Genomic DNA, 15,500 nt, shown 5'->3' on the forward strand with positions numbered 1-15,500 from the left:
GAATCGCTGGAGGCGTGAGCTGAACTGCTCCATGCGTGAGTCAAGTTGATCGATATGGCGCCCCATCGGTCATCGCGACGCGCCGTGTTGCCTGTGCGAAGTCTTGACGTGCTGAAGGTGCCTGCCTAACCTCGAGCGGTCTGGGTGAATCTGTTCGATTTAGTTGGTTCAGTTGCGTTTCTGGCCGGCTTCTCGCGCCGCTCCGCCTGGCCGGTCGCCCCCGGGAGCGGTGACGGACATCGACTACTCCACGACCGGCAGCGCGGTGAATCAGTGGCAGTACAGCGGCACATGGCCGTCGGGCGGCGGAAACACCTGGGACGACACCGACGGCGCCACCGCGAAGCTGACGTTCCGGGGAGACGGCGTCGCCCTTCGGTCCATGACCAATTCCAGCAACGGCATCGTCAAGGTGTCGGTGGACGGCGGTCCGCCCACCGAGGTCGACCTCTACAGCGCCGGCGGCGGCCTGACACCGGTGTTCACCCGCACCGGTCTCGACCCGGCCGAGCAGCACACGATGGTGGTGACCGTCACCGGCACGAGGAACGCCGCGTCCCGCGGCACGTTCGCCGGAGCCCTGGTCACCGTGCCGGGCAAGCCGGCCCCGACACCGGTAATCATCGGGCCGGCGGACGGGTCGACGATCCACCCCGGCCGTGTACGGATCGAGGGCACCGCCACGGCGGGCGAGCTGATTCCGGCGAGCGGTGGGGCCGGAGGCCCATACGGCATCGTTCCGTTTGCGGAGGGCATGGGCGCGGGTTTGAGTGTGAAGACCCCCACGCGCGTTCTGGAGCTGACATGTCGATGGCGTTCGGTTCACCCCTCGGTCCGCCCGATCCGTTCAGTGACATGCTGAACCGGTTCTTCGGGATGTCACCGGCGTCGTCGCCCCCGGCCGTGCAGCGTGTACCCATCGGGCGCCTGCTGACCGAGTCCTCGCACGAACTCCTCAGCCTGGCCACCCGCAAGGCCGCCGAGGACGGCACGTCCGACCTCGACACGGAACACCTCCTGTGGGCCGCGACCCAGGTCGAACCCTCGCGCAGGCTGCTGTCCGAGGTCGGCGTCGACCCCGGGGCGCTCGCGGCCCAGCTGGACCAGGTGCTGCCCCGGGAGTCCGGCGAGCCCTCGTCCGAGCCCGGACTCACCCCGGCGGCCAAGCGCACCCTGGCCGCCGCGTACGGCCACTCGCAGGACGCGGGTGTGTCGTACATCGGTCCCGAGCACATCCTCGCCGCGCTCCTCGACGACGCCGACTCCGGAGCCGGCCGGCTCCTGGGCGCCGATGACCAGGACGTGAGGAAGCTGCGCGGGCTCACGGACCGGGCGGCACGCTCCGACGGCGGCGCCCCGGCCGCCGGGCAGCAGCCGGCCACGACCCTCGACGAGTTCGGCCGGGACCTGACGGACGAGGCGAAGGCGGGCAAGCTCGACCCGGTGGTCGGCCGGGCCGAGGAGATCGAGCAGACCGTCGAGATCCTCTCGCGCCGCTCCAAGAACAACCCCGTGCTCATCGGCGAGCCCGGCGTCGGCAAGACCGCCATCGTCGAGGGCCTCGCCCAGCGGATCGTCGCGGGCGAGGTACCCGACACCCTGAAGGACAAGCGGGTCGTCTCCCTCGACCTGTCCGCCATGGTGGCCGGTGCGCAGTACCGCGGGCAGTTCGAGGAACGCCTCAAGAAGGTCATCGAGGACGTCCAGCAGGCCGAAGGACAGGTCATCCTCTTCATCGACGAGCTCCACACCGTCGTCGGCGCGGGCGCGACCGGCGAGGGTTCGATGGACGCGGGCAACATGCTCAAGCCCGCCCTCGCACGCGGTGAGCTTCATGTCGTGGGAGCGACGACGATCGACGAGTACCGCAAGCACATCGAGAAGGACGCCGCCCTCGAACGCCGCTTCCAGCCCGTCCTCATCCCCGAGCCGACGGTCGAGGAGGCGGTGCAGATCCTCGAAGGGCTGCGGGACGCGTACGAGGCCCACCACCAGGTCCGCTTCGCCGACGGCGCCCTGACGGCGGCGGCGGAACTCTCCGACCGCTACATCAGCGACCGCTTCCTCCCGGACAAGGCCATCGACCTGATGGACCAGGCCGGCGCCCGCGTACGGCTGCGCAATTCCGGCCGCTCCACCGAGGTGATCGGCCGCGAGGACCGCCTCGCCAAGCTGCGCCGGGAGAAGGACCAGGCCGTCGCCGCCGAGGAGTTCGAGAGGGCCAAGGCGCTCAAGGAGGAGATCGCCGAGGTCGAGGGCGAGATCGCGGGGGTCGAGGAGCGCCGTGAGGGCGTCGTGTCGGTCACCGCGGCCGACATCGCCGACATCGTCTCGCGCCGCACCGGCATCCCCGTCTCCCAGCTCACCGCGAGCGAGAAGGACAGGCTCCTCAGGCTGGAGGAGGAGATGCACGCGCGGATCGTCGGCCAGGACGAGGCGGTCACCGCGGTCTCCGAGGCCGTACGCCGCAGCCGCGCCGGCATGGGCGACCCCAACCGCCCGGTCGGCTCGTTCCTCTTCCTGGGACCGACGGGTGTCGGCAAGACGGAGCTCGCCAAGACGCTCGCCGAGCTGTTGTTCGGCGAGGAGGACCGGATGATCCGGTTCGACATGAGCGAGTTCCAGGAGAAGCACACCGTCGCCCGGCTCGTCGGCGCGCCTCCCGGGTACGTCGGTTACGAGGAGGCCGGTCAGCTCACCGAGAAGGTCCGCCGCAACCCGTACAGCGTGGTCCTGTTCGACGAGGTGGAGAAGGCGCACCCGGACGTCTTCAACACGCTGCTGCAGATCCTCGACGACGGGCGTCTCACCGACGGGCAGGGCCGCACGGTCGACTTCCGGCACTGCGTCGTCATCATGACGTCCAACATCGGCGCCCATCGGATCCTCGCCCACGAGGGCGACGCCGCCGAGCTCAAGGACGAGCTGATGGAGGACCTGCGGGGGCGGTTCCTGCCGGAGTTCCTCAACCGCATCGACGACATCATCGTCTTCCACAGCCTCACCGAGAAGGACCTGTCGGAGATCGTCGACCACCTCCTGGACCGCAGCAAGCACCGCGTGCACGCCCAGGGCATCACCCTGGAGGTCACCGAAGCGGCCAAGAAGCTGCTCGTGGCCCACGGCTACCAGCCGGAGTTCGGCGCCCGCCCGCTGCGCCGCACCATCCAGACGGAACTCGACAACCGGATCGCGTCCCTGCTGCTGGGCGGCGAGGCCGACCCCGGGGACACCATCGTCGCCGACGTGGTCGACGACTCCCTCCACTGCACCGTGCGCAAGAGCGACGGCCCCGGAGCCGGGAGCACCCCCGAGACCCCCCGGGCGACCGCCACCACCGACGGCAAGGAGTGACCGATGGCCCACCACCACCACAAGTCCAACGAAGAGGTCGAGGGCGACCCCGACACCGGCCACAGCCGCGGACTGCCCCGCCGCCCGGACGAGGAGGAACTCGACGAGCGCCTGGAGGAGGACCGCGAGGAAGCGGGCCTTCCCCCGGAGGAGGAGAGTCCCCAGGCGTAGTGACCCGCATCGGTGAAGGCGCGCGACCTCCCCGAGGGCGCGCGCCCATCGCTGAGCCCGGCTCCCGGGCGACGCTCATGAGCCCGACCGGCACCGTGCCGGTCGGGCTCCGTCCTGGGCGCCGCCCGTATGCAGGACGCATACGGGAAGGGCGCGCGGTCAGCCGGCCGCCGGGGCGATAGCGGGGCGCTGGAGAACTCGGCGCGCCCGGACGGGGTGAGGAAGACCAGTTCGCGGGCGGGCTGCTTGATGCGGAAGCCGAGGGGCAGGCGCACCCGCCGGTTGAAGTCCTCGAAGCCGTCGAGGGCCTTGGCCATGGTGTCGCGGATGCGGTCGTAGTCCTCGACGTACCACTCCCAGGGCGTGGCGCTGCCGGGGAGCGCGGCGCGTGCCATGCCGGCGATGATCGCCGGTTCGGACAGCAGATGCGGCGAGGCCGGGCGCTTCATGCCGACGGAGAGATGGACGATGCTCATCGAGTCCTCGACGGACGTGCTCTGGACGCCCCTGCGCTGGTGGTCCTTCTCGGTTCGCCCCAGGCACGGAAGGATCAGTGCCAGCCGGCCGTGCACGATGTGGCTGCGGTTCAGCTTGGTGCTCACCTGGACGGTGAGTTCGCACTTCTCCAGGGCCGCGAAGGTGTACGGGGTGTCGGGCGCCGCCAGGGCGAAGTTGCCGCCCATGCCGACGAACACCTTCACGTCGCCGTCGTTCATCGCCTTGATGGTGCTCACGGTGTCCAGGCCGTGAGCGCGGGGAGGGGAGATCTCGCAGACCTCGGCGAGCCGGTCGAGGAACGCCCCGCTCGGATGGTGGTCGATGCCGCAGGTGCGGTTGCCCTGGACGTTGCTGTGCCCGCGTACCGGGGAGGGGCCCGCTCCCTCGCGTCCCAGATTGCCGCGGAGCAGCAGCAGGTTGACGACCTCCCGGACGGTGTCGACGCCGTGTTCGTGCTGGGTGAGGCCCAGGCACCAGCTGATGATGCTCCGGTCGGCCTCGCCGTACACCCGCGCCGCCCCGAGGATGTCCTCGCGGCTCAGCCCGGACTGCGTCTCCAGCTCCTCCCAGGACGTGGCCTCGCACACCGCGCGGTACGCGTCGATGCCGGTGGTGTGCCGCTCGATGAACTCCTGGTCCAGCGCCCTGGGATCGGTCGCGGACTGTTCGAGCACCGCCTTGGCCATGCCGCGGACCAGGGCCATGTCGCCGCCGATGCGGGGCTGGAGGTTCAGCGTGCTGGTAGGGGTCGGGCGGAAGGTGGCCATGTCCTTGAAGTCGTGCGGGATGATGGCGCGGGTGGCCGCTGCCTCGACGAGCGGGTTGACGTGCACGACCTGGGCGCCGCGGTGGCACGCCTCGGTGAGGGCGGTCAGCATCCGGGGAGCGTTGGAGGCCGCGTTCACCCGGCAGTCGAACCCGCCGTTCTCATGGTTCATCTTCAGGATCGCCCGGGGCCCGTCCACAGGAAGGACGCCCTCGCGTGCCATGAACCGGGTCACGCTCTTCGCCGCGCCCCAGCCGGCCGCGGGGTGGTGGTAGGGGCGGAATCCGGGCTCCTCCCGAGGCACGGGGCCCACACGGGACTCGCGGGATTCCTGCTCATCCTTGTCGACGCTCATGACGCTCACCCTTACCGGGAGGCCGTGGGACAGGGGGCGCGAGTGCGCCCCCGGGCAGGCTAAGTCCGCCGGAATACGCCTGCCATTCGAGCCGGCACGGCCCCGGTGGCCGACGGGCGGGAACACCGGCCTCCTGGAAGCCTGGGGACATGAGTCACTGGCTTGTGCTGTCCGCCGTCCCCAGGCTCGTGGCCTCGTCGGCAGCCGGCGCGGTGGCCGGCGCGGCCGTCGGTCTGCCCACGACGACGCCTCTGGGAGTGCTGGCCGGCATCGCGGCTGCGGAGATCCTCTTCGTCGTGACCGGCTGGCTCGTCCTGTGCCCCATGGACCCCGCCGAAACCCGGCGCAACGTCCGGCGCGAGGAGTTCCGGCCCGTTGCCGAGGAGTTGGCCGTCGTGGGCGCGGCCCTGTGCGGACTGGTCGCCATCGTGGCCCTGCTCCTCGTCGGCAGGGACCTGAGCCACGCCGCGGCCGCCACCGCTCTGTGCGGGGTGTTCATGGCGTGGGCGGCCCTGCACCTGATGTACGCCACCCGGTACGCGTCGCTCTACTACGCGCCGCCCGAGGGCGGGATCGACTTCAACTCCGATGAGCGGCCGCGGTACGTCGACTTCCTGTACTTCAGCTACAACCTCGGCATGACGTACCAGGTCTCCGACACCAACGTCTCCACGTCCGCGCTGCGGGCCGTCGTCCTGCGGCACTGCCTGCTGTCGTACGTGTTCGGCGCCAGCATCCTGGCGACCACCATCAACCTCGTCGCCGGCATCGTCACGGGGTGACGGCGAGGGAGCCGTACGGCTACGCCGTGCGGCCGAGCGACACCACGGAGGCCGTCGTGCGGCCCCCGGGCGTGACGTACTCGAACGTGTCGCCGGCGCGGCGGCCGAGCAGTGCGCGGCCGAGCGGGCTGTCGGCCGTCACCAGGGCCGGGTCGTGCTCCTCGGCGACCTCGCCGATCTGGAAGGTCGTCTCCGTGCCGTCCGCGAACCGCACGGTCACCGAGCTGCCCACCCCGACCGCGTCGCTGCTCGGGGGACCGGCGACGGCTCCCTCGCGCAGCCGCCCCTCGAGCTCGGCGATGCGGCGGTCGAGGCGGTCGAGTTCGGTGCTGCGTTCCAGCTCGTCGGCCTGGTCGGCCCGGTCGCCCGTCTGGTCTCCGCCGCCGCCCCGCAGCGTCACGGCGACGGCTTCGCGCTCCGTACGCAGATCGGAGAGGTCCCGCTCGATCGCCGCACGGGCGACAGCGCTGATGGGCTCGGGTCCACCGGTCATTCCACGTCCCGTAGTACAGGCGGCAGAGAAGAGTGCCGCAGACCGAAAAGCGACGTTTCGAACGTATCAGGCGAATCGCCGCGTCGCTGTGGGGTGGTCCGCTCGCCATGTCGCCGTGGGGCAATCCATGCGTCGGGGGTGCGGGCTGTCCGGTGAACCGGTCCATGAGGGATCGCCGGCCCGCTCCCTGTTACGGCGCCGGGGGCCGCTGCGGGGAGCGGAGTACGAGCAGGGTGATCTCGCTGGGGGCGAAGACGCGGAACGGCGGGCCCCAGAAGCCGGTGCCGCGGCTGGTGTAGAGGAGGGTGCGGGTGCCGTGGCGGCTGAGGCCTGCGAGGGCGGGCTGGTCGATGCGTACGAGGTGGTGGAAGGGCCAGATCTGGCCGCCGTGGGTGTGGCCCGAGAGCTGGAGGTCGATGCCGTCCGCTGCGGCCCGGTCGATGAACTTGGGCTGGTGGGCCAGGAGCAGGACCGGCAGGCCGGGGTCGGCGCCGTGCAGGGCGCCGGCGAGGTGGGCGCGGTGGCCGGCCAGGCCGGAGGACTCGGCGGTGACGTCATCCACGCCGGCCACCACAAGGGTGTCGCCGCCGCGTTCGAGCAGCAGATGACGGTTGCGCAGCGGCTCCCAGCCCAGCTCGTCCATCAGGTCGACCCAGCCCTGGGCCTCGCTGTAGTACTCGTGGTTTCCGGTGACGTAGACGCGGGCCCGGGTGGCGCGCACGGTGCCGAGCGGAGCGGCCTGGGCGCGGCGGCGTTCGGCCGTGCCGTCCGCGATGTCGCCGGTGTGGCAGACCAGGTCGGCCTCCAGGGCGTTGACCTTCGCGCAGACCCGCTCCGACCAGCGGGCGCGGTCGAGCGGGCCGTAGTGGGTATCGGTGATGAGGACGACCCGGGTGCCGTCCAATCCGGCTCCCAGGCGCGGGAGTTGCACGTCGAGCCGGCGCACCCGTGGTACCCGGCGGGCCTCGGCGTACCCCCAGGCGAGCAGCACGGCGGCCACGCCGAGGACCGCCCAGGTGACGATCCGGGCCCGGTTCTGCCCGTCGCCCACGCCGGCCACGGTCAGGGCGAGGCGCAGCAGGACACCGAGCAGGACGGACCAGGTGAACAGAACCCAGCTGGTCCCGAGAAGGGTGTCCCCGATGATCGCCGCCCAGTCCTGCTGCCGCCGGCCGTGGCCCCGCACCATCGTGAGCGGCATGGCGATCAGACCGAGGACGAACAGGGCGGTGCCGCCCAGCGCCACGGGGAGCGGCCAGTGCTGGCCGGCGTGCAGCAGCAGCCAGCAGGGCACGGACCACAGCAGGACGGGGGCGATCAGCGGGATGTAGCGCATCAGGCGGCGCAGCCGGCTCTGCTGGGCCGCATGCGCTTCACCGTCCGCGGATCGGGCTTCGCTGGTGTCGGTCACGCTTCCCCTCCTCAATCGGCCGGACTCCCGGCGCGCGCACTGTACCCGGTCGTCCCGGTGACCCGGGCCGGAGATCCGCCGGCAACGGGCGGCGACCCTGTCGAGCATCTTGTCGGCGGTCCCGGCCCTCTCACGCGAAGGGGCGGCACCTCTCGCACGCGGATCACCAACAGGGTCCACGCGCCTGGACCGGGCGAGGCCGGGCGGTCCCTTCTGGATGTGGCCGGTTCGACGAAGCGGAGGGCCCGAACTCATTGTCAGTGGGGACGCCTAGAGTCTCTCTCACTCGTCACGGTGCGTTGCCGTTGACGTGTTTCATCAGCGTGCCGCCGGTGCGGCGGCCGTCCGGAACAACGGGGAGAACAGCGCATGGGGTGGGTTCCGGCGGGCGACTACGAAGTCGCTCTGGAGGCGGGCAAGGTGGTCTGCCGCAACGGGAAGGGCAGGCGGCTGAAGTCCGTCCCGGCCAAATTGAAGGAAGACCCGGCGGTCGTCGGGCTCCGGCAGTTGACCGAGTGGCTCGAGCGGCACGAACAGCAGTGCCTGACCGACGTCGAGCAGTGGATGGTGCGCTCGCTGCCCGTCCCCACGGCCGTACTCGCCCGGGTCTGGCCCGACCCGTCGTGGCAGGCGGCCCTGCGGGACGTGGTGGTCACCGGCGCGGACGGTGGAGTCGCCGGGTTCCTGCGCGATGTCGACCCCGACCGCGGTCTCGGCCTCGTCGACCTGGACGGCGATACGGTCCGCATCACCCCGGACGTCGTCAGCGTCCCCCACCCCGTTCTTCTCGACGACCTCGAAGAACTGCGGGAGTTCGCGGTCGAACTGGAAGTGCGCCAGAACGTGGAGCAGTTGTTCCGCGAGGTGTGGCGCCGCCCGCCGGGACTCGCCCCGGACACCACCTCCGTGGACACCTACGCCGGCGGGGTGTTCAAGGAACTGCGCTTCCTGCACGGCCGCGTCACCCAGCTCGGATACCGGTCGCGCGGCGGGTACGCGGTCTGCCCGGTCGTCGAGGACGGCGCCACCGCCGAGGCACGCATCTGGATCGGCGAGCACGACGGATACGACGCGTACGGCACCGAGACGGGCCCCCTGGGCTGGACCGACCCTGCGGGGCGCGTGCTGACGGCCGCCGAGGTCGGCCCCGTCGCATGGTCAGAGGGCATGCGCATGGCGGCGGCGCTCTACGCCGGCCGCGACGTCGAGGACGAGGAGCGGGCGGCATGAGCACCACGACGACGAACACCAACGTGAACACGACGGCAGCGGGCCGGCCGGTCCTCCCCGCGCAGGCCCGGGGCGCGAGCGCATCCGCCCTGGCCGCCGAGGCCCGCGCGACAGCCCTGCTCGACGCGGGCGCGATCCTCCCGCCCGGCACCACCGACCGGGACGACGCCGACGCGCTGACCGCCCGCACCTACACGCACACCGCCCTCGGCGACCGCCCCGTGGTCCGGCTCGTGCCCGGCACCCTCGGCGAAGCCGAGGACCTGGCCCTGGAGTTCCTCGGGCTGGCCCGGACCGCCGAGGCCCCCGTCGTGGGCCAGGTGCGCCGCGAGACGCTGGGCTTCCCGGCCTGGGCGCTGGTCAACGACCCGGCCAACGGGCACCATGCCCTGGCCCTGGTCAAAGACATCGAGCGGCTGGGCCGGCAGGCCAAGACCCGCGCCGGAGCGGCCAAGGAGGGCTTCGACGCACTCGGCACCCGGCTCGGCCGGGCCGTCCCCCACTTCCTCCCCACCTACTACGAACAGGTGGCGCGCCTCTTCCTCCAGGCCGAGAACACCACCTACGCCGCCTCCTTCTTCGGCAAGGCCCGCGAGGCCGAGCGGGTGCACGGGCTGGTCGTGGACGAGGACCGGCAGCGGGCCGTCTTCCTGGAGTTCGCCTTCGCCGGCGCGCTGACCGTCAAGGCACTGCGGCAGTACGTGCGGGACCTGGTGGCCCGGCTCGCACCGGCGGACGCCTGGGCGCAGTTCCGCCGCCTGCTGGTCGAGCGCTGCGCGGCCGGCATGCCGCCGTACGCGGCGCTGCCGCAGGACGTGCGCGCGCTGGTCAAGGCCGCCGGGCTGGACCGCGAGGCCGCCGAAAGCGACCTCGTGGCCGATCTGATCGGCTCCCCGGGAGTCGTCCGCGCCCCCGCCTCGTTCTGGGCCGCCTACCGCACCGCGCTCATCGCCCTCGCTCAACGCGATGCGGCCGTGCGGGCCCGGCTCCTCGGCTTCTTCCCGGAGACCTTCAGCGAGAGCGGCCGGGAGATGGACGGCGAACGCGGCTGGCTCGCGTTGCTGGCCGAATCCGGCGCCGAGGACCTGCTGACCGCCCTCCCGGACCCCTCCGGAATCGCGCCCGCCGACTCCCCGGCTTCCGCCGACTCCCCGGCTTCCAACGCCCCTTCCGCCGCCCCTTCCGTCTCGCCGGCGGACTGGCTCGCCCGCTGGGAGGCACACCGCCGGCGTAACCGGGCCACCGCGGCCCGCAGCCCGCAGACCCTCGACCTGGCCGCCCGGATGGCGGACCGGCTGCGCGCGGACGGGCGCCCCGTCGAACTGTTCCAGGGCCGCTGGCAGCGCAACGCCGACCTGGACCTTCTCGACCTCTGCCTGGCCTCCGGCGTCCCCGTCGCCGAGCCGGACGACCAGGACACGCGCACCGCGCAGTCCCCGACTGTCGCGGTCGGCCTGTGGCTCACCGACACCGCGCCCGGTGTGCGGGATCTCACCGCCGTCGCCGGACAGCCGGTCTTCCGCGCCCTTCTGAGCCGGAACGTCGGCGGCCTCGGTGACGGACACCAGCGGCTGAGCGACGCCGGCATGGCGAAGCTCGCGGCGCACCCGGTGCTCTCCGCAGTCCTGCGGGAGTGGCTGACCGCCCGCGCCGAGGAGTACGCGGCCGCGCGAGGGCTCCCCGGACTGCAGTCCGCTCTCAACCGGCTCTCGGCGTTCCGCACCGTGGTCGCAGACGTCGCCCCGCAGGCCGTGCGACTCATCGAGGGCCGCGATGTCGTGCCGCTGCTCGCCTCCACCCTGCGTACCGGCGTCCTCGACGAACTGGGCTGGCCCGCGCTCGACGAGACCTACGCCGAACTGGCCGCCGAGGCCGATGCCGTGCGCCGGCAGCGCCACCGGTCGGAGGGCGTCGGTGTCACCGGGGCCTGGCCCGCGCTGATCCTGAACACGCTCGAACGGGCCGTCGTCGTCGGCCCGGAAGGCGTTCTGCTGCGCCACACCCTGCGGCTGCCCGGCACCGTCGACCACTGGCGGACGCTCGCCTTCCGTTACGTCGACGGCGAGTTGCTGGTCATCTGGTGGGAGGACGGCAAGCAGCGCGGCTACTGGTCGCACCGCCCCGCCGAGGTGTTCACCGTCGGCGGCGAGCAGATCCCCCGCTGGGGTGGCTCCGGCCCCTCGGACGAGGTCTGCCTGCCGCTGCCCGACGGTGGGCGCGCCACCGGCGGCAAGGCCCTGCACGCGGGCGACACCTCCCTCCCGCCCCAGCGCGCCGTCATCTCCGACGGCACCGGGCTCTGGCGGGAAGGCCACCAGGGCACGCAGCGGGTGTGGCTGGAGTACGACCCGGCCGGCGGCACGCACGGCCGCGCGTCCCTCCCCGCCTTCCTCCGCTCCGGGGTGCAGGACGGCACCCGGCTGCTCGCCGAGCACTGTCAGGTGCTGCCCCTCCAGCCCGGTCTGGAGACCACCCCGTTCGGCACCGACGGCACGGTCCTCGGCCGCTGGGTCCGCCACACGGTCACCGAGCCCGGCACGGCCGCCCCGGCCGACGGGCACCGGATCGTCGCCGGCACCCCCGACGGCCACACGGTCACCCTGCCGCACCCGCTGCCCGGCGGGGACGCCCCGGTGCCGCTCGGCGCCCTCACCCTGCCCGGCGGGTCACGGCCTCTCGCGGCCCTGCACCACCGCTCCGTCGAAGTACACCCGGCGGACACGGACGGCACCGGTGGCAGCCTGTGGTCCGTCACCCCCGACTCCTCCGGCGGGAACGACGCGGCGGGCACCCCCTACGTACCTCCCGTCACCTACTGGCACGCCCTGCGCCCGAGGGACGAGCGGGGCTCCACCGCCCTGCGGAACCTGACGGACTCCCGGGCGGAGGAATTGTTCGAGGAGGTCGCTGTCGTGGTCGCCCGGCATCTGGAGGCGTTCCGGGCGGTCAAGGAGTACACCGGTCCCTCTTCGCGGGAGCTGAGCCAGGAGGTCGTCGCCCGGCTGCTGCCCGAGGTGTCCGACGTACGGCTCCTCACGGGCGTCACCGCGCTCGTCCAGGACGCGGTGTACCGGGCTGTCGCAGCCGCCCAGTACCTGGCACCGCCCAAGCCCGTGGAGCCGGCCACCCCCCGGAACACCGCCCGCACCCAGGGCATGTTCTTCGATCACGAGCCCGAGCACGGCGACGACACGACCCTGCAGATCGCCTCTGCCTGGAACTCCGAGCGAATGAGTGGCGGTTGGTGGGGAGCCGGGCGCCGTTGGACCGTGATCCGGCAGATCCTCGCCGTCAACCATGTCTTCGGCGGCGAGCCGGCGTTCGGCCCACCCATCCTGTCCACGGTCCCGTTCACTCCCGTGGACGGCTGGCAGCGGGACGAGTACACCGTGCCCGTTGACTCCCTGACCTGGACCGATCTCCTCGGTGATCTGCCCGAACTGGCCTACCGGGCAGCCTCGGCGACCACCTCCTCCGAGCACCGCACCGGGCTCCTCGTGTTCCTGGAGACCCTCGCCGCGGGCCCGCTGGCCGACCCGGCGGGCACCGTCCGTCAGGTGGAACTCGTCGAGCCGATCTCCCGAGGGACGACCGGATCGGGACGCCCCGAGACCGTGCACCGCCTCGGCCAGGTGCTGCGCAGGGGCGCCCGCACCGTCGTGGTCCTCGCCGGCCGCGGATGGAACTCCCGTAACGACGCGGTACGTTGGCTCGCCCTGGACCACGACCCGACCGGATCCTTCGGACCCGTCCCCGGCTTCACCCTGGACCACGAGAGGGTTCACCGACAGGGCATCGACCGCCACCGGCTCACCCGGCTCATCGCCCAGGTACGGGAACAGGGCCCGGCACCCTGGCGTCCGGAGGCCGCCGAGGCGTTCCACACGGCCACCGGCATCGGCCCCCTCCAGTCCGCCGCCCTGCTGTCGGCAGCCGTCAAGGAGCCCGGCGCCGAGGCGCTCGCGCTCCTCGGGGTGAAGACACGTGTCTTTGAGGCCGCCCAGTCCAGGCTGGACGCCCTGCCCCGTGACGACCGGCACGCCGTGCTCCAGGCACTGCTGCCCGCCGACCCGGCCGAGCTGTGGTCCACGGGCCCCGACGTCCGGGCAGCCGCCGAGGTCTGGCAGAAGCGCCTGGCCTCCCTCGTCCGCGTACCCGAGGAACTGGACCTCGACCTGTCGGGCACCACCCCGGAGGCCGTCGATCAGATCCTCAACGCGGGCTCCCGGACCTGGCTCGCCCACGGCACCGATGTCCAGGACGGCACCGGCCGCCCGGGACTGCGCCGGGTGGGCGCACGCGGTGCGGTCCACTCGGCGCTGACCGCCCTGCGCACCCTCGCCTACACACTGCCGTTCGGGCACCCCTTGCGGGCGCACCTGCCCGTCGGGCTCGCGGCCCTGCGCGACCGCCTCGCCGACCCGGACCTGGTGCTGGACATCGGTCTTGACTGGACCGAGTCGGGGGGCTCGATCGGGCCCGTGGTCCGCGCCGCCCACGGGCTCCCCGAGTCCGGCGGCGCCGGCGCCGACGGGCTGGTCCGGGCCGGCACGGCGCTGCTCCTCGCCCCCGGCTACGGCGACAGCGAGAAGCTGCTGATTCGCCCGGCCGGCCTGGCAGGGCCCGACGACCCGGCGTTCGGCCTCATCGAAGGCACCGTCGGCCGTCACGGCATCGGGGATCTCCTCGCCCTGCGCACACTGCTGGGTGAGGAGACCGACGCGTTGGCCTCGGCGGGCGCTCCCGAAGGCTCCCCGCACCACCCGGCCCAGGACCCGACGCGTGCGGTGCCTGACCTGGTGGCCGAGATCGTCGACGCCCTCGGTCTGAGCGCGGACGCCGCCGCCCTGTACCTGATGCTGCTCGCCCTGCCCGACCCGACGGACCGCAACTGCGTCCGCTGGACCGCGTGGAAGCCGGCACGGATCACCAGGGCCCGGGCGGAACTCGCCGCCACCGGCCTCGTCGTGGAGGCGAAGCGCTCCCGGGCCGGCCGCACCCTGTTCCTCCCCTGCGGCTGGCTCGAACGCGGAGCCCCCGGGCTGCCGCTGGAGACCTGGAAGGAACGTCTGTACCCCGTGGCCGGGTCCACCAGGACCCTGCCCCATCTCCCCGTGCCCGCGCTGTTCGCAGCCGCCTGGGCACGGGTCCGCGACGGCGACGCCCCCGCCTTCGAGGAACTGGACACCCGCGCACCCCGGAAGGGCCGCCGCCGATGACGAACGACACCACGACCACCATGGACGGCACCACCACGGGCGCCGTTGCGGACCGGGCGACGGCGCCCGGCCGGGAGCACCGCCAGGTCACGCCGCCCGAGGACCGGTACGCCGCCGAGCTGGCCTTCCTCGCCGCCCATGACCCGGGGCCCCGCCCGCCCGGCTGGCTGCTCACCCCGCGCGCCGTCGTCACCTTCGTGATGGGCAGCGCGGGCGAGGCACTGGGCCTGCCGAAGGACGCCCGGCCCGGAGCCGGGGTGCCGAGCCGCCTGGTGATCGAGCAGAAGTTCGTCGGCGAGCGCGCGCTGGTCGAACGGTGCGTGGTCACCCTCGCCGGAGAGCGTGGACTCCTCCTCGTGGGCGAACCCGGCACCGCCAAGTCCATGCTCTCCGAGCTGCTGTCGGCGGCCGTCTGCGGGACCAGCGCGCTCACCGTGCAGGGCACCGCGGGCACCACCGAGGACCAGCTCAAGTACGGCTGGAACTACGCGCTGCTGCTCGCCCAGGGCCCCACCGAGCAGGCCCTGGTGCCCTCACCGGTACTCGCCGCCATGACCCGGGGGGCCGTCGCCCGCGTCGAGGAGGTCACCCGCTGCCTGCCGGAGGTCCAGGACGCCCTCGTGTCACTGCTCTCCGAGCGGCGGATCGCGGTCCCCGAACTCGCGGGCGGCGAGGGCGCCCAGGTGCACGCAGCCCCCGGATTCACCCTCATCGCCACCGCCAACCTGCGGGACAAGGGCGTCTCGGAGATGTCCGCCGCACTGAAGCGGCGCTTCAACTTCGAGACCGTGGGCCCCATCGGGGACGTGGACGCCGAGACCGCGCTCGTCCGGCGCCAGTCGCGGGCGGCCGTCGAACGCGTGGGCGCCCCCTACCAGGTGGACGACGCGGTCCTCGAAGCCCTCGTCACCGCCTTCCGGGACCTGCGCGAGGGCCGCTCCGTGGAGGGCTGGGAGGTCGAGCGCCCGTCCACGGTGATGAGCACGGCGGAGGCGGTATCCGTCGCGGGCGCCCTGGGCCTGGCAGCCGCCTACTTCCCTGGCGACCGGGACGTGCTCTCCCTCCTGCCCGGCCATCTGCTCGGTGTCGTCCGGAAGGACGACCCGGCCGACGCGGCACGGCTGCTGGGGTACTGGGACGGGCCGGTGCGCAGGCGCGCGGAGCAGGGGTCGGCCACCTGGCGCGCCCTGTGGGACCTGCGCGCGGTGCTGGAGAACTGAC

8 protein-coding genes and 1 pseudogene are annotated in these 15,500 nt (G+C 72.7%); 6 read left to right on the plus strand and 3 right to left on the minus strand.

Annotation, left to right across the window (positions count from 1 at the left end; all coding sequences use genetic code 11):
* Positions 1–229: 229 nt before the first annotated feature.
* Both OG782_RS31100 and OG782_RS31105 read left to right on the plus strand, forming a co-directional pair.
* Positions 230–862 (plus strand): hypothetical protein, encoded by a 633-nt coding sequence (locus OG782_RS31100; RefSeq protein ID WP_406456654.1) that lies wholly within the window; start codon positions 230–232, stop codon positions 860–862.
* The gene (locus OG782_RS31105; protein WP_406456656.1) at positions 805–3,354 is read left to right on the plus strand and encodes an ATP-dependent Clp protease ATP-binding subunit; all 2,550 of its coding nucleotides are present in this window, start codon (positions 805–807) and stop codon (positions 3,352–3,354) included. The genes OG782_RS31100 and OG782_RS31105 overlap by 58 nt, the downstream gene beginning before the upstream one ends.
* A gap of 332 nt (positions 3,355–3,686) precedes the next feature.
* Here the strand turns inward: OG782_RS31105 and OG782_RS31110 are convergent.
* Positions 3,687–5,144, minus strand: a pseudogene (locus OG782_RS31110) (molybdopterin-dependent oxidoreductase); the annotation flags it as partial.
* A gap of 149 nt (positions 5,145–5,293) precedes the next feature.
* Here OG782_RS31110 and OG782_RS31115 point away from each other — a divergent pair.
* Positions 5,294–5,926, plus strand: a complete 633-nt coding sequence (locus tag OG782_RS31115; protein ID WP_406456658.1) for a DUF1345 domain-containing protein — start codon at positions 5,294–5,296, stop codon at positions 5,924–5,926.
* A 19-nt stretch (positions 5,927–5,945) separates the two neighbouring features.
* Here the strand turns inward: OG782_RS31115 and OG782_RS31120 are convergent, their stop codons facing one another.
* Positions 5,946–6,419 (minus strand): GreA/GreB family elongation factor, encoded by a 474-nt coding sequence (locus OG782_RS31120; RefSeq protein ID WP_406456660.1) that lies wholly within the window; start codon positions 6,417–6,419, stop codon positions 5,946–5,948.
* Between the two features lie 190 nt (positions 6,420–6,609).
* Positions 6,610–7,830, minus strand: coding sequence for a metallophosphoesterase (locus OG782_RS31125; protein WP_406456662.1), 1,221 nt, complete (start codon positions 7,828–7,830; stop codon positions 6,610–6,612).
* A gap of 369 nt (positions 7,831–8,199) precedes the next feature.
* On the opposite strand from OG782_RS31125, the gene OG782_RS31130 reads away from it, so the two are divergent.
* From OG782_RS31130 to OG782_RS31140, 3 genes are read left to right on the plus strand one after another with little or no spacing between them, the layout of a single operon-like run.
* Complete coding sequence (locus tag OG782_RS31130; RefSeq protein ID WP_406456664.1) at positions 8,200–9,060, plus strand: DUF4132 domain-containing protein; 861 nt, start codon at positions 8,200–8,202, stop codon at positions 9,058–9,060.
* Positions 9,057–14,279, plus strand: coding sequence for a hypothetical protein (locus tag OG782_RS31135; protein ID WP_406456666.1), 5,223 nt, complete (start codon positions 9,057–9,059; stop codon positions 14,277–14,279). The genes OG782_RS31130 and OG782_RS31135 overlap by 4 nt, the downstream gene beginning before the upstream one ends.
* Positions 14,276–15,499, plus strand: coding sequence for an AAA family ATPase (locus OG782_RS31140; protein ID WP_406456668.1), 1,224 nt, complete (start codon positions 14,276–14,278; stop codon positions 15,497–15,499). Before OG782_RS31135 ends, OG782_RS31140 begins: the two co-directional genes overlap by 4 nt.
* Position 15,500: the final 1 nt, after the last annotated feature.

Origin of the sequence: Streptomyces sp. NBC_00876 (assembly GCF_045207435.1) — a bacterium.
Classification (GTDB): domain Bacteria; phylum Actinomycetota; class Actinomycetes; order Streptomycetales; family Streptomycetaceae; genus Streptomyces.